The organism is Metabacillus rhizolycopersici (genome assembly GCF_020075705.1).
In genome coordinates, this window is sequence record NZ_JAIQUM010000012.1 from 48,257 (window position 1) to 71,754 (window position 23,498).

The following is a 23,498-nucleotide window of genomic DNA, read 5'->3' on the forward strand; positions in this document are numbered from 1 at the left end:
AGGAAATGATGAAGCCCTATTTTACAAAACAACGAATTATGCTATCATTTAGAATTGATTATAGGTGATCAGATCACTTTTGGGTGTAAACTTTACAAGGGGAGTGTTTTTAATGTCATTGCGAGAAGAAGCATTACATATTCACCGTGTTCATAAAGGAAAGCTCGAATCGAAATCAAAAATACCAGTAAAAAATGCATCTGATCTTAGTCTGGTCTATTCACCTGGAGTGGCCGAACCTTGTAAAGAAATTTATGATGATAAAAACAAAGTATTTGATTATACGATGAAAGGTAACATGGTCGCAGTTGTTACCGATGGCACTGCCGTATTAGGTCTAGGGAATATTGGACCTGAGGCTGCTTTACCAGTTATGGAAGGAAAAGCGGTTCTGTTTAAAAGCTTCGCAGGGGTGGATGCTTTTCCTATTTGCTTAAATACAACAGATGTAGATCAAATTGTTAATACCGTCAAACTACTAGAACCAACATTTGGTGGTGTTAACTTAGAAGATATTGCTGCACCAAACTGTTTTGTAATCGAAGAACGTCTAAAAAAAGAAACGAATATTCCTGTTTTTCATGATGACCAGCATGGTACGGCAATTGTGACAGTAGCAGGATTAGTAAATGCGTTGAAATTAGCTGGGAAAAGTATGTCAAATATTCGCATAGTAGCGAGTGGTGCTGGTGCAGCTGGTATCGCGATTATTAAGTTGCTATATACGTACGGTGTTAGAGACATTATTATGTGTGACTCCAGAGGAGCAATCTTTGAAAACCGCCCATATGGAATGAATGATGTGAAATCAGCAGTAGCAAAATTTACAAATCGTGATCGCTTGGAAGGCTCGCTTGCAGATGTAATCAAAGAGGCAGATGTGTTTATCGGAGTTTCAGTAGAAGGTGCCTTAACAAAAGAAATGGTTCAGTCAATGAAAGCCAATCCGATCATTTTTGCCATGGCAAATCCTGCGCCAGAAATTATGCCTAATGATGCGAAAGATGCCGGTGCAATGGTCGTTGGAACAGGGCGTTCAGATTTTCCAAACCAAGTTAATAATGTTCTTGCTTTTCCAGGGATTTTTCGAGGTGCATTAGATGTAAGAGCGACTCACATCAATGAAAAAATGAAAATAGCTGCAGTTGAAGCAATTGCATCACTTATTCCTGAAAGTGAGTTAACCACAGAATATGTAATACCTGCTCCATTCGATCCCCGTGTTGCTCCCGCAGTAGCTCAAGCAGTCGCAAAAGCGGCAATGGAAACTGGTGTGGCAAGAATTAAGGTCGATCCAAAGGAAGTTGCGGAGAAAACAAGGCAGCTAGCCATAATTGAGTAAAAGTAAGTAGTTCTTTTTTGAAAGTATAAATTTTTTGACTTAGTTTTCGTGTCTAGCTCCAGGCGCCATCGGTTCGAGGTCATAAGCCAATGCGACAAAAAAAGTTAAAGAACAACCTTTCCGGCCGGCTCGTCTTGTGCTTGTCGCCGATAGGCGGACGCCTTGCGCTTTTCTCAGTATGTTTCCTTCGTTTGTAAAAGCTATCAAGGGAAGGTTTATCAAAATGAGAAAATAGAAATGCTAGTATGAGCCTTATTAAAGAAACAACAATGTGAAATTTTGGTGTTTCTTTTAAAAGATAAGAAAGTATAAATTTTTTGACTTAGTTTTCTTGTTCAGCTCAAGCGTCCAGTCCCTCTTGGGTCTACAGCCACTCAGGAATTGAAGGCAAAGAACACCTTCTATTCCTGAGCGTCTTATTTGCCCGAGGCTGAACAAGGCGCTTGCGCATTTCTTAATAAGGTATCCTAACAGAAAAATATCGAATTGGTCATGGTGAATAATCCCACCACGATTAGCAAGCATTCCAACGAAAAGGAACGAAGCAATTTAATTTTATCGGGCAATAACTCCCTACCTAAAAGATCCAAGAACAACAAGGAAAGTAGGGGGGATAGTTGCCTGTAAAGATTAAATGTAATTCTCGCGATATAAAATAAAAAAAGAAATATAGAGATGTTACACATATTTAAAAAGAAGATTTGTAGAGATTCAGCTTTAGAAAAAAGGGGAGGTACCGTTTTGTTAAAAGATTTGTTTACGAAACCGAAACCGAAGAAAAAAAAATATGCCCAGATACCGTCAGAACAGGCAAAGCAGGATTTACCTGAAGGAATTGTTAGTAAATGTCCTGACTGCAAAAAGATTATCTATTCGAAAGAACTAAATAAAAATAGTAAAGTATGTACGAATTGTGGTTATCATTATCAAATGAATGCAAGTGAACGTATTAATAGCTTATTTGATGAGGATAGTTTTATTGAGTATGATCGTGACATGATCTCAGAAAATCCTTTGCAATTTCCAGGCTATGAAGAAAAACTTGAAAAAGACCGTCAGAAAACGAAGCTAAACGAGGCTGTTGTTACAGGTGAAGGTACGATAAACGGCTTTAGAACAACGATTGCCATTATGGATGCAAGCTTTAGAATGGGAAGTATGGGTTCTGTCGTCGGAGAAAAAATAACCCGTGCTATCGAAAAAGCAGGTGAGCAAGGCTTACCTTTTATTATTTTTACTGCCTCTGGTGGTGCAAGAATGCAGGAGGGTGTTTTGAGTTTAATGCAAATGGCAAAAACCAGCTCTGCGCTCAAGCTTTATAGTGATAATGATGGCTTAATTATTTCTGTCATGACACATCCAACTACAGGCGGAGTTTCCGCGAGTTTTGCTTCATTAGGTGATTATAATTTTGCGGAGCCAGGTGCACTTATCGGATTTGCGGGGAGAAGAATTATTGAACAAACAATTCGAGAAGAGCTACCTGAAGATTTTCAGACTTCTGAATTTTTATTAAAGCACGGTCAGTTAGATGCTGTTATTAATCGGCAGGAATTAAAGGAAACTCTTAGTAATATTCTTGATATTCATCAACCAGGAGGTGAGATAACATGGTAAGTGAATTAGAGTTTGAAAAGCCTGTAACTGAACTTAGAAAAAAAATCAGTGAGCTGAGAGAGTTTACAAAAGGGTCAGAAGTTGATTTAACCTCTGAAATTGAGAAGTTAGAAGAACGATTAGAAAAGCTAGAAAATGAGATTTATACAAACATAAAGCCTTGGGATAGAGTTCAAATCGCAAGACATCCCAATAGACCGACTACTTTAGACTATATTGAACATATTTTTACGAATTTCTTTGAATGTCATGGGGATCGATTCTATGGTGATGATGATGCAATCGTAAGTGGCATTGCAAAGTTTAGAGGCCTTCCTGTTACTGTCATAGGACATCAGCGAGGAAAGGATACAAAGGAAAATATTCGTAGGAATTTTGGTATGCCACATCCAGAAGGCTATCGTAAAGCGCTAAGATTGATGAAGCAAGCGGATAAATTTAACCGACCGATTATTTGCTTTATCGATACCAAGGGTGCATATCCAGGGAAAGCTGCGGAAGAGCGTGGTCAAAGTGAAGCAATTGCTAAAAATTTGTTTGAAATGGCTGGTTTGTCAGTTCCTGTTATTTGTATTGTGATTGGTGAAGGCGGTAGTGGAGGAGCTCTAGCGCTAGGGGTTGGAAACTATATCCATATGTTGGAGAATTCAACCTATTCTGTGATCTCACCTGAAGGCGCAGCAGCATTATTGTGGAAAGATGCTAGTTTAGCGAAAAAGGCAGCTGAAACGATGAAAATAACTGCTCCAGATCTAAAAGAACTTGGTGTTATAGATGAAATAATCTCTGAGGTAAAAGGTGGAGCGCATAAAGATATTGCTAAACAAGCGGGTTTCATTGAAGATGTATTGGCAGACTCACTAAAAAAACTTAAAACAATGAATGGTCAGGAACTCATTCAACATCGTTACAATAAGTATAAAAAAATTGGTCAAGTATCAGTTACCGATGAGTTACTTGGAATGAAATAAAAATGATGAGCCCGCTTATATCATAAGTTTAAACTTAGTTTGTTTATCCTATCGCTCATGGAGGATACATTCTATACATGAGCGACTTATTTGCTTAGGTAGCTACTGTAATTTTTATAGGATAGACAATTATTTTTTAAATTTACATAAATCCCTAACCAATGAGGATAATTTATTGTATAATGATAGAGGCTTACAATAAGGATATTCGACAAAAGTTGACTCTTTCGACATTTGTTGAATTGTTATTACTTTCATGTTATTTTTTAATAAAATCAATATTGCTATTTCATTATAGTGGGGTGAAGATGGTTGAAAAGAATTGGTGTCCTAACTAGTGGGGGAGATTCTCCTGGTATGAATGCTGCTGTTCGAGCAGTAGTACGTAAGGCAATTTTCCATAACGTTGAAATTTATGGTGTTTATCATGGGTATACAGGTTTAATTGAAGGTAAAATTGAAAAATTAGAATTAGGCTCGGTTGGAGATATCATTCATCGTGGTGGTACGAAGTTGTATACTGCGAGATGTCCTGAATTTAAGACTGTTGAAGGACAAAAGAAGGGGATCGAACAACTTAAAAAACATGGAATTGAAGGATTGGTTGTAATTGGTGGCGATGGCTCCTACATGGGGGCTAAAAAGTTAACTGAACATGGTTTTCCTTGTGTTGGCGTTCCAGGAACAATCGATAATGATATAGCTGGAACAGATTTTACAATTGGATTTGATACAGCCCTTAATACAGTAATAGATGCAATTGATAGAATTCGTGATACAGCTACATCGCATGAACGTACATATGTAATCGAAGTAATGGGAAGACACGCTGGAGATATCGCATTATGGTCTGGTTTAGCAGGTGGAGCAGAAACGATATTAATCCCAGAAGATAATTATGACATGGATGATATTGTCACACGGTTAAAACGAGGCCATGATCGAGGTAAGAAACATAGTATTATCATTGTGGCAGAAGGTGTGGGAAGCGGAGTAGAATTCGCTAAGAAAATCGAAGAATTGACTTCTTTTGATACGCGAGTTTCTGTTTTAGGTCATGTTCAACGTGGGGGATCACCTACTGCAGCCGATCGTGTATTAGCTAGCCGATTAGGTGCATTTGCAGTAGAGTTACTCCTTGAAGGTAAGGGCGGTCGCTGTGTTGGCATTCAAAAAAATGAGTTAGTTCATCATGATATTATAGAGATACTAGACCAACCGCATACAATTGATAAGGATATGTATCGTTTATCAAAAGAATTATCAATCTAACGTGATAAGATAAGTGTGGAATCGTTTTCGATAACAGTGTGAAATCTGTTATCGAAAACGATCAGCTTGGTAACAACTTTAAAGAGAATAAAAGAGTATTTAGGATGATGAAAATCAAATTCTGCATGTGAAATAAAAGTTGGGACTAGCTATTTGAAATAAGTTATTAATCAAACTGTCCCCTTTTCACAAAATCCGTAGGAGGAAATGAAAATGCGTAAAACTAAGATTGTTTGTACTATTGGACCAGCAAGTGAATCGATTGAAAAATTATCAGATTTAATGGAAGCAGGAATGAATGTTTCACGTTTGAATTTTTCTCATGGAGATTATGAAGAGCATGGGGTTAGAATCAAAAACATTAGAGAAGCTGCTGGAAAACTAAATAAAAACATTGCGATTCTATTGGATACGAAGGGACCTGAAATTCGTACAAATACAATGGAAAATGGAGCAATTGAGCTAGAAGTAGGAAATGAAATTATCATTTCTATGACAGAAGTTGTTGGTACAGCTGACAAATTCTCTGTAACATACGAAGGGTTAATTGATGATATACATATTGGTTCAATTATTTTATTAGATGATGGGCTTATCGAGCTAGAAGTAATCGGTATCGACCAATCAAAAGGTGAAATTAATACGAAAATTAACAACAGTGGTACATTGAAAAATAAAAAAGGTGTAAACGTACCAGGTGTAAGTGTTAAGCTTCCTGGCATTACAGAAAAAGACGCTCAAGATATCGTGTTTGGTATAGAGCAAGACGTTGATTTTATTGCTGCGTCATTTGTTCGACGTGCATCAGATGTTCTTGAAATTCGTGAATTACTAGAAGAGCATAACGCTACCCACATTCAAATCATTCCTAAAATTGAAAACCAAGAGGGCGTTGACAATATCGACGAAATTCTTGAAGTTTCAGATGGTTTAATGGTTGCTCGTGGAGACCTTGGTGTTGAAATCCCTGCTGAAGAAGTACCATTAGTTCAGAAGGAATTAATTAGAAAATGTAATGCGTTAGGTAAGCCTGTTATCACAGCAACACAAATGCTTGATAGCATGCAACGTAATCCAAGACCAACACGTGCAGAAGCAAGTGACGTAGCCAATGCAATTTTTGATGGTACGGATGCCATCATGTTATCTGGTGAAACTGCAGCTGGAATATATCCAGTAGAAGCAGTAAAAACAATGCATAACATTGCTTCAAGAGCTGAACAAGCTTTAGATTACAAGCAAATTCTTTCAAAACGTAGTGCACAAGTAGGAACAACAATTACAGATGCAATTGGTCAATCTACTGCCCATACAGCATTAAATTTAGGTGTGTCAGCAATTATTACACCAACTGAAAGTGGACATACTGCAAGAATGATCTCGAAATATCGTCCACAAGCTCCAATTGTAGCTGTGACAGCTAGTGAGTCAGTGGCACGGAAATTAGCACTTGTTTGGGGTGTTTATTCAAGAAGTGGTGACCACTCAACATCGACAGATGAAATGCTTGAGAATTCTATTGCTGCAGCAATAAACACTGGACTTGTTTCACATGGTGATTTAGTTGTTATTACTGCAGGTGTTCCAGTAGGTGAAGCAGGAACAACAAACATAATGAAAGTTCACGTAATTGGTGATGTACTTGCAAAGGGACAAGGAATTGGCCGTAAATCTGCTTATGGTAAAGTCATTGTTGCGAACACAGCTGCGGAAGCACAAGATAAAATGACAAAAGGTGCAATTCTTGTATCTCAAAGTACAGACCGCGATATGATGGGGGCACTTGAACAAGCTTCTGCTATTATCACAGAAGAAGGTGGTCTAACTTGTCATGCAGCAGTTGTTGGATTAAGCCTTGGAGTTCCTGTAATTGTAGGAATTGAAAATGCAACGACTATTTTAAAAGACGGTCAAGATATTACAGTTGATTCTGTAAGTGGAGTAATTTACAAAGGCTGTGCAAGTGTACTTTAATTAATAAAATCTGATTGGCTTTTAACAAAAAAAAGGAGGGAACCCCCTCCTTTTTTGTATTTATCCCATTCTTATTGTGAAGTTTTGCATTTGCGGGCAGTACAAGGTCCAAGTGAAGACTTTGGAGATGTTGAAGTATAGGGTTGGGAGATAATCTGTTTTAATAAAAGATAAGGTAACTCTAGCTTTGTTTATAATATAAGGATTTATAAGTTTTGGCTTCGAGAATTGCCCAGCTCCAGCGTTTTTCTTAGGTAAAGCTTTGCGATTTGTACATTTCCTCTTGGAAGGGTTGAAAAGATGCGGTTATTACTATTTTTGATTATTGTCGTACCAGCATTAGAAATAGGTGTTCTTCTCCTCTCTGGTAAGACCATTGGTGTCATACCAACTGTTTTATTGATCATATTAACAGGTGTTTGTGGGGCCTGGCTTGCAAAAAAACAGGGAATTGAAACATTAAGAAAAGCCCAGCAACAGATGCAATCTGGTCAAATCCCTGGTGAGACACTTATTGATGGACTTTGTATTTTAGTCGGTGGGGTATTTTTACTATCTCCTGGGTTTTTATCTGATGTCGTAGGTGTTTTACTGCTAGTACCGATAAGTAGAAACTTACTAAAGCCATTTCTTTTAAGGGTCATTCGCAAAATGATTGACAGGAATCGGTTTACAATTATTCGGTAATAACCGTGGACTGTTTCTATTTGGATGTAATTTTAGAAGATGATTAAAGTTGATACGATAGAAAAGTACTTCACCATTCAGCTCCAATCTCTTCATAGCCAACCACATGTGAATGTTCAGAAAGGACGCTTTCCATTCGTGTGTGGTGATATGAAGGAGCCTGAACAAGTCGTTTGAGCTTTCGGTTTGAATTATTTTCCCTTTCCTACGACGAAGTTCCATAGTTCCTCATACACTCCTGCACTATGCAGGGTTCTCAGAACAACTAAAGCTACTGGTCCAGCAGCAAGACCTAAAAATCCTAATAATTTGTACCCGATAAATAGAGAGATTAATGTGGCGAGTGGATCTAGACCAATGCTTTCCGATAGTACTTTTGGTTCCATAACTTGACGTTGAATTAAAACGATGAGATAAAGTACACCAAGCCCAATGGCAAGAGGGAGACTGTCACTAAACGCTAAGTAAATAATCCAGGGAACAAACACCAATCCAGTACCTATATAGGGAAGAATATCAACTAATCCAATTAACAGCGCAATCGTGATAGCGTAATCTACTCGAAGAATAAGTAATCCAATCAATACGATTGTGGTAGTAATAGAGATAAGCGTTGCTTGCGCACGGATAAACCCCAAAAGAGCCTTTTTTAATTCTTCAGAAATTGTTTGACCACTCGTTCTTACTTTTTGAGGGAGTATGGTTTTTAGTGTAACTTTAAATTTATACCAATCCTTGCTAATGAAAAAAGTGGCTAGCAATGAAAAAATAATGACGGTTGCTGTATTAGGAAGCCAACTAAAGATTACTGGGATATTTTCTAAAAATTTCTTAATGAAATCTCCAACACTGAAGGCAATTTGTTCACCGATATTTTGTATGTTTACAATAATTGATTGCTGTTGATTTGATTCAAGAGTATTGAAAAGATAAGTTAGCTGACTATACATCGGCATTATCTTATTTACAAAAAAATCTTCAATATACATAGCCAACAAGTTTAAATGGCCAGGCACTACTTTTGCTAAATAGGTGGTGCCTGTTACAATTTCTGCAACTAAAAGAATAAGGATACCAGAAATTAAGCTAATTAATAGGAAAATTGCGAACATGACTGCAAAACTTCTAGGGAGTCTGGCCTTTTTTTCCATGAAGTTGACTAAAGGATTTATTAATAGTGCGATAAAGATAGCGATGATGAATGGGTAGGTCAATGAAAAAAGGTAGTAAATAACAAAAACACTTAGGGTAATGAGGACGAAAATTAATATTAATCTTAATACGCTATATAAGTAATTCAAGCTCAACTTGATTTCCTCCCGAAGTTCCTCGTTATATAGCATGTTTATTAAAGGTAAAGCTTGTTTATGTAAGAAAACTTCTCTTAATTGGAATTATAACGATAAAGTCAGTGGAAAAAAGTAGTGGTAGAATTGGAGGTATACATCATGTTTAGTCAACCGATGTTATTTTTAGTAATATTGTTAGGAATAGGATTGCTTGCAAAAAATCAATCATTAATCATTGCTGTAGCATGTTTAATTATCATCAAACTAATCGGGATGGAATCAAAGATATTACCAACAATTGGATCGAAGGGGATTAATTGGGGGGTAACCATTATCACAATAGCAGTCCTCGTTCCAATTGCAACAGGCGATATTGGATTTAAACAACTTATAGATGCAGTAAAATCTACATATGCTTGGATCGCATTGGGTGCAGGTATTGCAGTTGCCATAATCGCAAAAAACGGATTGATTCTTTTAACAGAAGATCCCCACATTACGACAGCGCTTGTTTTTGGAACAATTTTGGCAGTGGCTTTGTTTAATGGAGTTGCGGTTGGTCCCTTGATTGGTGCGGGTATTGCTTATTTAGCAATGCAGATTGTTAAGCTCTTCAGCTCTTAATTTTGTCGTAAAAGAGTTAGGTGGGCACTATTAGGATGACTTTGCGAAGGCGGTCAGTTCTATCCCTGTTGTTTCTGTAATATATCAGTAGTAAGGCTTGAGAATCATTTGGTTTACGTATTGATTTAGCCTAATTTACTTTGCATAAGAAGAAAAGATTACGTAAGCAGAAATGTACACTAATATAACAATTTTATGATAAGATATTAATAATACGATAGAGTGAAGCGATAAAACTCCTAAAAAAAAGTTTTTCTAACAAATTTTTGATGTGGAATGAAGTATTTTCATTTCCAAAAGTCTGAAAATTGTTTATAATGGGATTAGGTCCATTACTCCAACCTGTATTTTGGAAATATCAACTTAAGTCCTTATGGCAGAGCCTTAGCTTTTCTTTCCCTATCATTCACAGAATATCAATTCCGTGAATGATAGGGGAAAATGTCAGTATGAAAATAAAACCGTTTTATTATTTTAAAACCTAGAAATGTAAGCATTTACTTTATTGAGGTGCTTACATATGAGCAAGCGCTCAATCAACTAAAAGTTTAAATGAAAGAGCATAGAAATACATACACTTATAAATAAATTCAGAATATTTTGTGTGATTTGCTCGATTAAAAAATATCTAATTCCACAGATATCTTTGTATACATATATAGACTAAATGGAAAAATGTGTGTTGCACAAATTTTTTGTGGTTGATATTATTAGACTTTTAAGATGATTCTAATGGGGAATAAAAGGTAAAGGAGAGGATTTATATGACATCCACAAGCGGTCTTGAAGGAATCGTCGCTACTACTTCAGCTGTCAGTTCAATTATTGATGACACATTAACATATGCAGGCTATAACATTGATGACTTAGCAGAAAACGCAAGTTTTGAAGAAGTGGTATATTTACTATGGCACCAAAAGCTTCCAAATGTAGATCAGCTAAATGAAATTAAGAAGCAACTTGCGGAAAATGCAAAAATTCCACAGCAAGTCATCGACCACTTCAAAACATATCCTATCAATAATGTGCATCCAATGGCGGCTCTGCGCACAGCTGTTTCATTACTTGGCTTATTTGATGATGAAGCAGATGTGATGGATACAGAAGCAAATTATAGAAAAGCAATCCGTCTGCAAGCACAGCTTCCAACAGTCGTATCAACATTTGCACGTATCCGCAAAGGACTTGATCCAGTCGAACCTAGAACAGACTTATCTATGGCAGCTAACTTCCTATTTACATTAACTGCTCAAGAACCAAATGAAGTTGCAGTTGAGGCCATGAATAAAGCTCTAGTCTTACATGCTGATCATGAATTAAATGCGTCAACTTTTACTGCACGCGTATGTGTTGCAACTCTTTCTGATGTTTATTCAGGGATTACAGCAGCAATTGGTGCGTTAAAAGGTCCTTTACATGGCGGAGCAAATGAAGCTGTCATGAAAATGCTTACTGAAATTGGAAAAGTAGAGAATGCAGAAAGCTACATTAACGAAAAGTTAAATAACAAAGAAAAAATTATGGGCTTTGGCCATCGAGTCTATCGTCAAGGTGATCCACGGGCGAAACACTTGAAGGAAATGTCTGAAAAGCTTTCAAAAATTACAGGTGAGTCTAAATGGTATGAAATATCAACGAAAGTGGAAGAACTTGTAACAGCTCAAAAACCACTTCCACCTAATGTTGATTTCTATTCAGCATCTATGTATCACAGCTTAGGAATTGATCATGACTTGTTCACACCAATTTTTGCTGTTAGTCGCGTTTCAGGTTGGTTAGCTCATATTTTAGAACAATATGATAACAACCGCTTAATTCGCCCGCGTGCTGAATACGTAGGACCTGACAAACAAATATATATACCACTAGAATTACGAGGCTAATATTACTTCGTATGGAAATGGTATAACTAGCTTCTGAATATCCATATTATGTAATCCTCCCTGTTAGATCAGGGGAGGGTTGCTGTGTAGAGTCACTCCTTTTTCATAAAAAAAATGTAAAAGGCTATGATAATCTGCAAAAATGTTCAAAATCTATTATAATTAATCATGTAATTATCTATTATAAAAATAGATAAAGATGATACATAATCTGGGAGGTTTTCTTGTGACACAAGGTGAAAAAATTACAGTTGCTAATGGAGTATTAAATGTACCAAATAATCCAGTTATCCCATTTATTGAAGGAGACGGAATTGGTCCAGATATTTGGGCATCAGCATCACGAGTTTTAGAAGCTGCTGTTGAAAAGGCGTACGACGGTGAGAAAAGCATTGTTTGGAAAGAAGTTTTAGCGGGTGAAAAAGCCTTCAATCAAACAGGTGAGTGGCTACCAAAAGAAACATTAGACGTAATTAATGAATATTTAATTGCGATCAAAGGGCCTTTAACAACACCAATCGGTGGAGGGATTCGTTCTCTAAACGTGGCACTTCGTCAAGAATTGGATCTATTTACATGCTTACGCCCTGTTCGTTATTTCCAAGGTGTACCTTCACCAGTTAAGCGTCCAGAAGACACGGATATGGTTATCTTCCGTGAAAACACTGAAGATATTTATGCTGGTATTGAGTATGCGCAAGGTTCTGAAGAAGTAGAAAAATTAATCAACTTCTTGAAAAATGAATTAGGTGTTAATAAAATCCGTTTCCCAGAGACATCTGGACTTGGTATCAAACCAGTTTCCCAAGAAGGGACAAGCCGACTTGTAAGAGCTGCAATCAATTATGCAATCGAGCATGGACGTAAGTCAGTAACACTTGTTCATAAAGGAAATATCATGAAATTTACTGAAGGGGCCTTCAAAAATTGGGGTTATGAGCTAGCGGAAAAAGAATTCGGTGATAAAGTGTTTACTTGGGCAGAATTCGATCGTATTGTTGAAAAAGACGGTAAAGACGCTGCAAACAAAGCACAAGCTGATGCGGAAGCAGCTGGTAAAATTATTGTAAAAGATTCAATTGCTGATATCTTCTTACAACAAATCTTAACACGACCTCGTGAGTTTGATGTTGTAGCAACAATGAATTTAAACGGTGATTACATTTCTGATGCACTTGCTGCACAGGTTGGTGGAATTGGTATTGCACCTGGAGCGAATATCAACTATGAGACAGGACATGCCATCTTTGAAGCTACTCATGGAACAGCACCAAAATATGCTGGTCTTGACAAAGTAAATCCATCTTCAGTTATTCTTTCTGGTGTACTTATGCTTGAACATTTAGGATGGAATGAAGCAGCAGAATTAGTTATGAATTCAATTGAAAAAACAATTGCTTCGAAGGTTGTAACATACGACTTTGCCCGTTTGATGGAAGGGGCAACTGAAGTAAAATGCTCTGAATTCGGTGATGAACTTATTAAAAACATGAGTTAATTAGAAGAGCATAAGTTTTTTAGCAATCATGCCGTTTCCTCCTTATTAGGAAACGGCATGATTGTATAAGACGTTAAATGTGGTGTTAATCGACTGGATTGCGTTTGCCTGTACGTGCTTCGAGAGTAGTTGTTGCAGCTAGAAAAGAAATCTAAGGATATAAAACGTAAACTTTCTTCTTAGGATTCAAAACCTATAATCTTTATCAATTACAGTTTTTTAGCTAGTTGAATGGGAGTGTCTGTTCCTTTTAGTGAAAGCTATCACAAGCTCTCTTTTAAAAAGAGTGCTTGCGGCTTTGAATTGGAACTGATTTTCTTCTCCAAACCTACAATTAAGGGGATGTTATCTATGGCAATTAAGCGTAAAAAAGTATCTGTTATTGGCAGTGGTTTTACAGGAGCAACAACGGCGTTTCTATTAGCTCAAAAAGAACTTTCAGATGTAGTACTAGTTGATATTCCACAAATGGAAAACTCTACAAAAGGAAAAGCTTTAGATATGTTAGAAGCAAGTCCTGTTCAAGGGTTTGATGCGAATATTACGGGTACATCAAACTATGAAGATACAGTGAATTCTGATATCGTTGTTATTACAGCAGGTATTGCAAGGAAGCCTGGTATGAGCCGTGATGATCTCGTATCAACAAATGCAGCTATTATGAAAAGTGTAACACAAGAAATAGTAAAATATTCACCTGAATGTACAATCATCGTTCTAACAAACCCTGTTGATGCAATGACATACACTGTATTTAAAGAGTCGGGGTTCCCTAAACATCGTGTAATTGGACAATCAGGAGTTCTTGATACAGCACGTTTCCGTACGTTTGTTGCTCAAGAATTAAATCTTTCTGTTAAAGATGTGACAGGCTTTGTATTAGGCGGCCATGGTGATGATATGGTACCTCTAGTGCGATATTCATATGCAGGTGGAATTCCATTAGAAACCTTAATTCCGAAGGATCGACTAGATGCAATTGTTGAAAGAACACGCAAAGGTGGCGGAGAAATCGTTAACTTGCTTGGAAATGGAAGTGCATACTATGCACCTGCTGCATCACTAGTAGAGATGGTTGAGGCGATTCTTAAAGATCAACGACGTGTTATTCCATCAATCGTATATTTAGAAGGTGAGTATGGTTTTGACGGTATCTATTTAGGTGTTCCTACAGTTCTTGGCGGTAATGGTTTGGAGCAGATTATTGAGCTTGAATTAACAGATGATGAAAAATCAGCACTTCAAAAATCAGCAGATTCAGTTAAAAATGTGATGAAGGTATTAGCATAAGAAGAACGCCCTAAGCGTTTAGGTGAAAGATAGAAAAAAGGAAAGTTGGGGGAAACCTCAATTTTCTTTTTTATCGTTTAGAAAACTATAAAAATCTTGAACTGTGGATAAGTGCACGACATCCAGCGCAAGCGTCCGGCCCCGAAGCACAAGGACGTGCAAGTGCAGTCAATGCGACAGGACGTAGCGTTCTTGACTGCCTTTTGGGTCTAAGTCAATCAGGAATTGAAGGTAAAAAACACCTTCAATTCCTGATTGACTTATTTGTACGAGGCTGATCAAGGCGCTTGCGCTTTTGTTCTTAAAAATTCCTTCAAATAAATAAGGTGGTGCGAAGATGCTTCTTGATAAAAAGCGAAAGCCTGGCAGGCATATTGAAGAAATTACTGTTGGAGAAAAATTATCATTAACTGAAAAAATTGAGGATAAAGATTTATTACTTTATCTTGGACTAACAAACGACGCCAATCCTCTTTATATCCAACATGATTATGCATCTCAAACTCCATATGAAAAACCGCTTGTTCCAAGTTTATTGTTAACCGGAATTATTACTTCTGCCGTTTCGAAATATTTACCGGGCCCTGGAAGTCATATTGTTAAACAAAACTTGACATTCGTTAAGCCATTATATCATTATAGTATTGTACAATTCTTATTTGAAGTTAGTGAAATAAATATTTCAGAAAATAAAATTGTGGTCGATGTACAAGCAGTTAATGTAGAAGAGGAAGTTGTTTTGGAAGGAAATATTACTGTATGTCCACCTAGTACAATGAACCTATTGGAAGATAAAGAATTAGATAACTTTTAATCAATACCTAACTTTTCAACAGGTAATATTATTTTCGAGCTGACTCAATTTGAGCCAGTTTTTTATTGTATAGGAAATTATAAAATTCATGTACTGTGGATAAGCGCGCGACATTCAGTGCAAGCGTCCGGCCCCTTGGGGTTATAAGCCACGCATGAATTGGTCTTCTATTCATGCGTGGCTTATGCCTGCCTTAGGCTGATCAAGGCGCTTCCGCTTTTGTGCTATTATTCAGAAATTTCTCTTTTTGGAAGTTCCCCAAAGAATAAAGAGAATTGGAGAACTTCTAGGAAGCACCGAATAAATTAAATAATACCTACATAAACAAGTATTTTTCACTTATAACTATAATTGCGGGTTATTAAGAAGGATAAATGAGGAGAAACTGCCAGTAAAAGTCCGATTAAGTTCAACTAACCTTTCGTGGGGAAAAATCCCCCCACGAAAGGAAGTTTCACTATGCCCCACTTAAACTGGCAGTAATCACCTATCCATTGACTAGTAGTTATTAAGAGGTATAGTTGAGGAGAAACTGCCAGTAAAAGTCCGATTAAGTTCAACTAACCTTTCGTGGGGAAAAATCCCCCCACGAAAGGAAGTTTCACTATATAATAGAAAGTAAAAAGAAGATTGGTTCAGTTGAAGGGAAATACGATCCTTGGAGGCTTATATGAGTAAGAAGGTTTTAGTAGTAGATGATGAACAATCGATTTCAACGTTGCTTCAGTATAACTTGGAACAAGCCGGTTATAGTGTCATAACGGCTATGGATGGGGAAGAAGGATTGTATCGATGCATAAATGAAGATCCAGATTTCCTTGTTCTCGATCTGATGTTACCTAAAATGGATGGGATTGAAGTGTGTAAGCAGCTTCGACAAAGAAAAATAATGGTGCCGATTTTAATGCTAACGGCAAAAGATGATGAATTTGACAAAGTGCTCGGTCTTGAACTCGGTGCTGATGACTATATGACTAAGCCATTTAGTCCAAGAGAAGTAGTAGCAAGAATCAAGGCTATACTTAGAAGATCACAGTCACTTGTAGAAGTTGAGACAAAGGTAGTTGAAGAATTAGAACAAGTGTTGATCGGTGATTTAAAAGTATTACCAGAACATTATGAAGCTTACTATGGAAAGGAACGTTTAGACTTAACTCCTAAAGAATTTGAGTTGCTCGTTTACTTGGCTAAACATAAAGGGCGTGTTCTAACGCGTGATCAACTTCTTAGCGCTGTTTGGAATTATGATTTTGCAGGTGATACGAGAATCGTCGATGTACATATTAGTCATTTGCGAGACAAGATAGAAATAAACACGAAAAAACCTCTTTATATAAAAACAATTAGGGGATTGGGATATAAGCTTGAGGAGCCAAAGATGGATGAATAGATTTCGTTCGCGATTATTATTTGCTTTAATTCCCTTAGTGCTCATTGTCCTTGTTGCCGTAGCGTTACTGCTTGGACAAATTTTTAATAGTTATTATACAAGTTCTTTTATTGAGAATATGGAAAAAGAGGCAAAATTAACGGAATCAATAATTGCGGAAGAAGGGCTATCGCATACAGAGTCGTTCAGAATTATCACTGAACTAGGTAATACATTTAAATCACAAATAATAGTAATGGATGAGAAAGATCATGTTGTTTATGATGAAGGTAAGGTAGAGTACAATCATTTACAACTAATCGAAAATGCTCTACCTACTATGAAAAGCAAGAAAGCCGGTTATTATTATACGGTACAAAAAGAAAAACTAGCATACTATGGGTTACCGATCATGAAAGGTGAAGCGTATAAAGGACTAATTCTTATAAGTTCATCAGTAGAGCCATTAGATAAAGTGAATTATCAAATGTGGCTAATTTTAGTGGTAAGTTTAATTTTGGCATTTATTATTATATTAATAATCGGAGTTAAAATTACCGAACAATATACTCGACCGATTGAATCAGCTATAATAGTTGCTATGGAGCTTGCCAAGGGAAATTATAAGGCTCGTACATATGAAGATCATTTAGATGAAACAGGAATGCTTAGTCAGTCGATAAATATTCTTGCAAGGAACCTTCAAGATATGACAAGAGCCCAGGAAATGCAGCAGGATCGGCTTCAAACATTAATTGAAAACATGGGAAGTGGCTTAATTTTAATTGATGGTCGTGGCTATATTAATTTAGTTAATCGTGCGTATAAGGAGCTTTTTGAGGTGGATTCTGCAAATTTCCTTTATAAGCTATATCATGACGCATTTACTCATAAAGAAATTATTGAAGTTGTAGAAGAAATTTTTATGACAGAGGTAAAAGTTAGGAAACAGTTACACCTGCCATTAAAAATAGAACGAAGGCATTTTGAAGTGTATGGGGCGCCAATTATCGGAACCAATGACGAGTGGAAAGGTATCGTCCTTGTTTTTCATGATATTACCGAATTGAAGAGACTAGAGCAAATGAGAAAAGACTTTGTTGCAAATGTATCTCATGAATTGAAAACGCCAATTACTTCGATTAAAGGTTTTAGTGAAACTTTGTTAGATGGGGCGCTGAAGGATCAACAAACAGCAGAGTATTTTTTATCAATTATACTTAAGGAAAGCGATCGGTTACAGACGCTTATACAAGACCTATTAGATTTATCTAAGATCGAACAACAAGGATATCAATTGTCTATACAGACATGTGATGTCAAAGAAATTTTAGAAGATATCAAAATCATTCTTCAAAATAAATCAAAAGAGAAGGAAGTAGAAGTGTCAGTTTCTCTCCCAGAGGGTCTTTTGTTAATTGAAGGTGATTTATATCGCCTAAAGCAAATCTTTATTAATTTAATAAGTAATGCTTTAACTTATACCCCAAAGGGTGGTTCTGTTAATGTGAAAGTCAAAAAGCATGATCAATTTGTACAGGTCATTGTTTCGGATACAGGAATTGGTATGAAGAAAGAAGAAATACCGAGAATCTTTGAACGCTTTTATCGGGTAGATCGTGCAAGAAGTCGAAACTCTGGCGGAACGGGTTTAGGATTGGCAATTGTTAAACATTTAGTTGAAGCACATAAGGGGCAAATAAGTGTTTCGAGTAAAATTGGTGAAGGGACGACATTTACTGTAAAGTTATATAAAAAGTATCAAGGAAGTCAGAAGGAAGAATAAATGAGATGAAAGTGTAAGTTTCGACAATCTTTACATTAAATTTACATATAATTTACAACTAATTTATTCTATCTTAATATAAACTTGATATTATACTAAGTGAAAACCCCTTCATCCAAGGAGCCAATCTTTTGGACGAGAGCGAAGAGCTCTCGTCCCTTTTTTTTTTTTTTGCAACTTGAAAAATTGTACGTGTTTTCAGTTTTTTTAATGAAATTTAAAAAATCACAAAAATGAAATTATTTTGAAACCTTTTTGAAATATAATCGTACTAAAGTTAGGTAACAAATTGAATGTTTACATATTCGCATGTAAAGTTTAAAAGGAGGTAGGGGATAAAATGTTAAGCATAAAAAGAGTTTTAGCTATCATTGGTGGTGCCTTTTTAATTATTATTTTAGCTATTGTCGCTTTTACTTCATGGTTCACAGTTGATGAGTCTGAACAAGCTGTCATGATTACACTAGGTGAAATAGAGGAAGGCATTAGTGAACCGGGACTTCATTTTAAATTTCCATGGCCAATTCAATCTGTAGAAGTTCTTTCTAAAGAAACGTTCAGTCTCCAATTTGGCTATGAAGAAACGCAAGATGGTGAGGTAAAGGACTTTCCTAAAGAAACCAAAATGATTACAGGTGATGAAAACATTGTATTAGCTGATATGGTTGTTCAATGGAAGATATCAGAACCTGGTAAATATTTATTTAATGCAGAAAATCCAAATGAGATGCTAGAAGATGCTACTTCTGCGAGTTTAAGGAGTATCATTGGTAACTCAAACATTGATGATGCATTAACATCTGGTAGGGGCGAAATTGAAAAGCAAGTACAGGAGCTCTTATCTACGCTTATCGCTGATTACGATATTGGCATCACGATTTTAGCAGTTAAGTTACAGGATGTCGATCTTCCGAATGAAGAGGTAAGGAAAGCATTTACTAATGTGACAGATGCACGTGAAACGATGAATACGAGAACAAACGAAGCGAATAAATATCGAAATCAACGCACTGAGGAAGCAAAAGGAGAAAAGGATGCAATTATCTCTGCTGCAGAAGGAGATAAAGCGGCACGTATGCAAGAATCACGTGGTGATGTAGCGCAATTCAATGCGATCTATAGTGAATATAGCAATGCAAAAGAGATTACACAGAAGCGTTTAGTATTAGAAACGATTGATCAAGTCTTACCGAATGCAGAGATTTATATTATGGAGGATAACGGAAATACGATGAAGTATTTACCAATCAAGGATGCAACTACAAAGCCTGTAGCACCACCAGTAGAGCAGGAAGGGAGTGTTAAGGATGGGCAATGATAAAGTTGTAAACATCGAGGAAAGAAAGGCAGGTTTCTCTTATAAAGGTTACTTGCGCGGTGGAATCATTCTAATTATTGCGATCTTACTTCTGGTGCTCATCCTATCGAATTTGTTTATTGTTAAGGAAAATGAATATAAAGTTGTTCGTCAATTTGGTGAGGTCGTTCGAATTATTGAAGAACCAGGATTAAATTATAAAATTCCATTTCTCCAATCGATAACAACTCTTCCTAAATATCAAATGATCTATAATGTCGAAGAGGCAGAGATTAATACAAGGGATAAAAAGCGGTTAATTATTGATAACTATACGGTTTGGAGAATTGAGGATCCGAAAAAAATGATTGCGAATGCCCGTACGGTCGTTAATGCGGAAACGAAAATGGCAGAGTTTGTTTTTTCGACAGTTCGATCTGAATTAGGTCGGTTAAATTATGATGAAATTATTAATGACGAGAAATCATCAAGAGGAAGTTTAAATGACCAGGTTACAGAGATCGTAAACGAATTATTAGCAAAGGATGAATATGGAATTGTCGTTACAGACGTCCGGATGAAACGAACGGATTTACCAGCTGAAAATGAACAATCTGTCTTTACAAGAATGATTTCTGAGCGGGAATCAACGGCACAAGGTTATTTATCTAAAGGTGATGCAGATAAAAATAGGATTATTGCCGATACGGACAGAGAAGTGAAAGAGATGTTAGCAAAAGCTAAGGCTGATGCAGAAGTTATTCGAAGTGAGGGTGAAAAGGAAGCAGCTAAATTATACAATACCTCATATTCGAAGGATCCTGAATTTTATGAACTTTATCGTACATTACAATCATATAAACAAACCATCGATGAAGAAACAGTAATTATAATTCCATTTGACTCTCCTTACGCTAGCCTGCTAAAGGGAGTACAATAAAGGATAACGTGTTTTTCTAACTATATCTATATTAAAAATGAAAGAACCGTGGTTTTCCTTTCTATTTATTCTCATGATAGAATAGGAAGGGAAACTCGCGGCTCTTTTTTTGTTTACTAATAGTACGTAGCTATTCTGAGGAGGAAGAAATATGACCAAGAAGATTGTTTTAATTGATGGAAATAGTATTGCCTATCGGGCGTTTTTTGCTCTTCCATTATTAAATAATGATAAAGGTGTACATACGAATGCAATCTATGGATTCACAATGATTTTAATGAAAATATTAGAAGATGAGAAGCCTTCACATATGCTAGTTGCATTTGATGCAGGAAAGACCACCTTTAGACATGAAACGTTCCAAGAATATAAAGGTGGACGTCAAAAAACTCCACCGGAATTATCAGAGCAATTTCCTTTTATTCGAGAGCTTCTCGATGCCTATCAAGTATCGCGTTACGAGCTTGAAAAATATGAAGCGGATGATATTATTGGAACTCTTTCTAAGCAAGCGGAAAAGGAAGGTTTTGAAGTTAAAGTAATCACTGGCGATAAAGATTTAACACAGTTAGTTACAGACAAAATAACAGTAGATATTACGAAAAAGGGAATTACAGATGTTGATTCCTATACACCTGACTTTGTGAATGAGAAATATGGATTAATACCAGCACAAATTATTGATATGAAGGGTCTGATGGGTGATACGTCAGATAATATCCCAGGTGTTCCAGGAGTAGGTGAGAAAACGGCAATAAAGCTTTTGAAGGAATTTACCACTTTAGAAAATGTCTTAGATTCTGTAGAGAAGGTAAGTGGAAAAAAGCTTAAAGAAAAGCTTACAGAACATCGTGACCAAGCAGTAATGAGTAAAAAACTTGCAACAATAGATTGTGACGCACCAATAGCAATATCGGTGGGAGATGCTCAATATGAAGGATTCGATCTCAATAAAATTACTGAAATTTTCAAAGAGCTCGGTTTTAATACATTGTTAGAAAAGCTCGGCGCAGAAGTTGGTGGAGAAGAAGAAATTATCCCTGACATTAGCTTTGAAAAAGTCACTGAACTTACATCCGATGTGCTAACAGACGAAGCAGCACTTTATGTAGAGGTATTGGAAGAGAGTTATCATAACGCAGATATTCTTGGATTTGCTATTCATAATGAGAACGGACATTATTACATACCTGCTGATGTTGCATTATCATCTGAGTTGTTCAAAAGTTGGGCGAAAGACGAGACGAAACATAAAATTGTTTATGATGGAAAGAAGACGAGTGTTGCTCTTAACTGGAAGGGGATCGTTTTAAAAGGGGTAAGCTTTGATGTATTAATTGCTGCTTATTTACTAAATCCATCTGATACGTTTGATGATGTTGCCAGTGTTGCGAAGAAAAATGGCTTAACAATCGTTCAATCTGACGAGGTAGTATACGGTAAAGGCGCCAAGCGTTCAGTACCCGATGAGGATATACTTAGTGAGCATCTTGTGCGAAAAGGACAAGCAATCTTCGCTTTAAAGGAAAATCTTGAGAATCAGTTAGAGCAAAATGATCAGTCATCCTTATTTTATGATTTAGAGCTGCCACTATCCGTCATCCTTGCTGAAATGGAAGCAACAGGTGTTAATGTTAATAGTGAGCGATTGAAAGACATGGGCGAGGATTTAGCCATGCAAATAAAGACTCTTGAAGAGAATATTCATGCGCTTGCAGGTGAAGAGTTCAATATTAACTCTCCGAAACAGCTCGGGGTCATTTTATTTGAGAAGCTAGGATTACCGGTGATTAAAAAAACAAAGACAGGTTTCTCTACATCAGCAGACGTTCTAGAGAAGCTTGAGGACAAGCATGAAATAATTAGAGAGATTCTTCATTATCGTCAACTTGGAAAACTAAATTCAACCTATATCGAAGGTTTATTAAAGGTTGTCTATAAAGATACTGGTAAGGTTCATACGCGTTTTAATCAAGTGTTAACGACAACGGGACGACTAAGCTCAATCGATCCGAATCTCCAAAATATCCCGATTAGACTGGAAGAAGGAAGGAAAATTCGCCAAGCATTTGTTCCTTCAAAAAAAGACTGGGTGATCTTTGCAGCTGATTACTCACAAATTGAATTAAGGGTTTTGGCACATATCGCAAATGATAAAAATTTAGTAGAAGCCTTCCGAAATGATTTAGATATTCATACGAAAACGGCAATGGATGTCTTTCATGTTGCTAAAGAAGATGTTACCTCAGATATGAGAAGACAAGCAAAGGCAGTTAATTTTGGTATTGTGTACGGAATTAGTGATTATGGACTTTCGCAAAGTCTCGGAATCACACGGAAGGAAGCTGGAGAATTTATCAAACGTTATTTAGAAAGCTTTGTCGGTGTTCAAGATTATATGGATGACATTATCGCAGAGGCGAGAGAGAAAGGCTATGTGAAAACACTTCTTCATCGCAGAAGATACATCCCAGAAATCACAAGTAGTAACTTTAATTTACGTAGCTTTGCAGAAAGAACTGCAATGAATACGCCAATTCAAGGTAGTGCAGCAGATATTATTAAAAAAGCGATGATTGATATGGCGGCACGATTGAAGCAAGAAAATATTCAAGCGAAGTTATTATTACAAGTGCACGATGAATTAATCTTTGAGGCGCCAAAAGAAGAAATCGCAATCCTTGAAAAAATAGTCCCTGAAGTAATGGAAAATGCAGTAGAGCTCAATGTTCCATTAAAGGTGGACTACTCCTATGGTGATTCTTGGTATGAAGCGAAATAAATAACAAAAGCGGAAGCGCCTTGTTCTGTTATATTTTCTATACTATACCAGTCCTTCGCCCAG

At 36.6% G+C, this 23,498-nt stretch carries 18 protein-coding genes; 17 read left to right on the forward strand and 1 reads right to left on the reverse strand.

Annotated elements, in window-relative coordinates; translation table 11 throughout:
* Positions 1-112 precede the first annotated feature (112 nt).
* From ystJ to K9V48_RS07945, 7 genes are all read left to right on the forward strand, one after another.
* The gene (gene ystJ, locus K9V48_RS07915) at positions 113-1,342 is read left to right on the forward strand and encodes an NADP-dependent malic enzyme (RefSeq protein WP_224138194.1); all 1,230 of its coding nucleotides are present in this window, start codon (positions 113-115) and stop codon (positions 1,340-1,342) included.
* Positions 1,343-2,083: 741 nt separating this feature from the next.
* Positions 2,084-2,959 (forward strand): acetyl-CoA carboxylase, carboxyltransferase subunit beta, encoded by an 876-nt coding sequence (gene accD / locus K9V48_RS07920; RefSeq protein WP_224138195.1) that lies wholly within the window; start codon positions 2,084-2,086, stop codon positions 2,957-2,959.
* Positions 2,953-3,930 (forward strand): acetyl-CoA carboxylase carboxyl transferase subunit alpha, encoded by a 978-nt coding sequence (gene accA / locus K9V48_RS07925; RefSeq protein WP_224138196.1) that lies wholly within the window; start codon positions 2,953-2,955, stop codon positions 3,928-3,930. Before accD ends, accA begins: the two co-directional genes overlap by 7 nt.
* A 312-nt stretch (positions 3,931-4,242) precedes the next feature.
* Complete coding sequence (pfkA, locus tag K9V48_RS07930) at positions 4,243-5,202, forward strand: 6-phosphofructokinase (RefSeq protein WP_224138197.1); 960 nt, start codon at positions 4,243-4,245, stop codon at positions 5,200-5,202.
* A gap of 213 nt (positions 5,203-5,415) precedes the next feature.
* Entirely contained in the window at positions 5,416-7,176 is a 1,761-nt protein-coding gene (gene pyk / locus K9V48_RS07935; RefSeq protein WP_224138199.1) for a pyruvate kinase, read from the forward strand.
* Between the two features lie 300 nt (positions 7,177-7,476).
* Positions 7,477-7,863, forward strand: a complete 387-nt coding sequence (locus K9V48_RS07940; RefSeq protein WP_224138201.1) for an FxsA family protein — start codon at positions 7,477-7,479, stop codon at positions 7,861-7,863.
* A 39-nt stretch (positions 7,864-7,902) separates the two neighbouring features.
* Positions 7,903-8,040: a hypothetical protein gene (locus K9V48_RS07945; RefSeq protein WP_224138203.1), complete on the forward strand. Its 138-nt coding sequence runs from the start codon at positions 7,903-7,905 to the stop codon at positions 8,038-8,040.
* A 14-nt stretch (positions 8,041-8,054) separates the two neighbouring features.
* On the opposite strand, the gene ytvI is transcribed toward K9V48_RS07945, so the two are convergent.
* Positions 8,055-9,170, reverse strand: coding sequence for a sporulation integral membrane protein YtvI (gene ytvI / locus K9V48_RS07950; protein WP_224138204.1), 1,116 nt, complete (start codon positions 9,168-9,170; stop codon positions 8,055-8,057).
* A gap of 141 nt (positions 9,171-9,311) precedes the next feature.
* Between ytvI and K9V48_RS07955 the strand changes: the two genes are divergently transcribed.
* From K9V48_RS07955 to polA, 10 genes are all read left to right on the forward strand, one after another.
* The gene (locus K9V48_RS07955; protein WP_224138205.1) at positions 9,312-9,776 is read left to right on the forward strand and encodes a DUF441 domain-containing protein; all 465 of its coding nucleotides are present in this window, start codon (positions 9,312-9,314) and stop codon (positions 9,774-9,776) included.
* Between the two features lie 764 nt (positions 9,777-10,540).
* Positions 10,541-11,659 (forward strand): citrate synthase, encoded by a 1,119-nt coding sequence (citZ, locus tag K9V48_RS07960; RefSeq protein WP_224138206.1) that lies wholly within the window; start codon positions 10,541-10,543, stop codon positions 11,657-11,659.
* A 226-nt stretch (positions 11,660-11,885) separates the two neighbouring features.
* Positions 11,886-13,157, forward strand: coding sequence for an NADP-dependent isocitrate dehydrogenase (gene icd / locus K9V48_RS07965; protein WP_224138207.1), 1,272 nt, complete (start codon positions 11,886-11,888; stop codon positions 13,155-13,157).
* Between the two features lie 351 nt (positions 13,158-13,508).
* Complete coding sequence (gene mdh, locus K9V48_RS07970) at positions 13,509-14,447, forward strand: malate dehydrogenase (RefSeq protein WP_224138208.1); 939 nt, start codon at positions 13,509-13,511, stop codon at positions 14,445-14,447.
* A gap of 337 nt (positions 14,448-14,784) precedes the next feature.
* Positions 14,785-15,261 carry a MaoC/PaaZ C-terminal domain-containing protein gene (locus tag K9V48_RS07975; RefSeq protein ID WP_224138209.1) on the forward strand — a complete coding sequence of 159 codons (477 nt, stop codon included), beginning with the start codon at positions 14,785-14,787 and terminating at the stop codon, positions 15,259-15,261.
* A 670-nt stretch (positions 15,262-15,931) separates the two neighbouring features.
* Positions 15,932-16,651 (forward strand): response regulator transcription factor, encoded by a 720-nt coding sequence (locus K9V48_RS07980; RefSeq protein WP_224138210.1) that lies wholly within the window; start codon positions 15,932-15,934, stop codon positions 16,649-16,651.
* Positions 16,644-18,416 (forward strand): two-component system histidine kinase PnpS, encoded by a 1,773-nt coding sequence (pnpS, locus tag K9V48_RS07985; RefSeq protein WP_224138211.1) that lies wholly within the window; start codon positions 16,644-16,646, stop codon positions 18,414-18,416. The genes K9V48_RS07980 and pnpS overlap by 8 nt, the downstream gene beginning before the upstream one ends.
* A gap of 340 nt (positions 18,417-18,756) precedes the next feature.
* Positions 18,757-19,734, forward strand: a complete 978-nt coding sequence (hflK, locus tag K9V48_RS07990) for an FtsH protease activity modulator HflK (RefSeq protein WP_224138213.1) — start codon at positions 18,757-18,759, stop codon at positions 19,732-19,734.
* Complete coding sequence (hflC, locus tag K9V48_RS07995; RefSeq protein WP_224138215.1) at positions 19,724-20,653, forward strand: protease modulator HflC; 930 nt, start codon at positions 19,724-19,726, stop codon at positions 20,651-20,653. The genes hflK and hflC overlap by 11 nt, the downstream gene beginning before the upstream one ends.
* A 151-nt stretch (positions 20,654-20,804) precedes the next feature.
* The gene (gene polA, locus K9V48_RS08000; RefSeq protein ID WP_224138217.1) at positions 20,805-23,435 is read left to right on the forward strand and encodes a DNA polymerase I; all 2,631 of its coding nucleotides are present in this window, start codon (positions 20,805-20,807) and stop codon (positions 23,433-23,435) included.
* Positions 23,436-23,498: the final 63 nt, after the last annotated feature.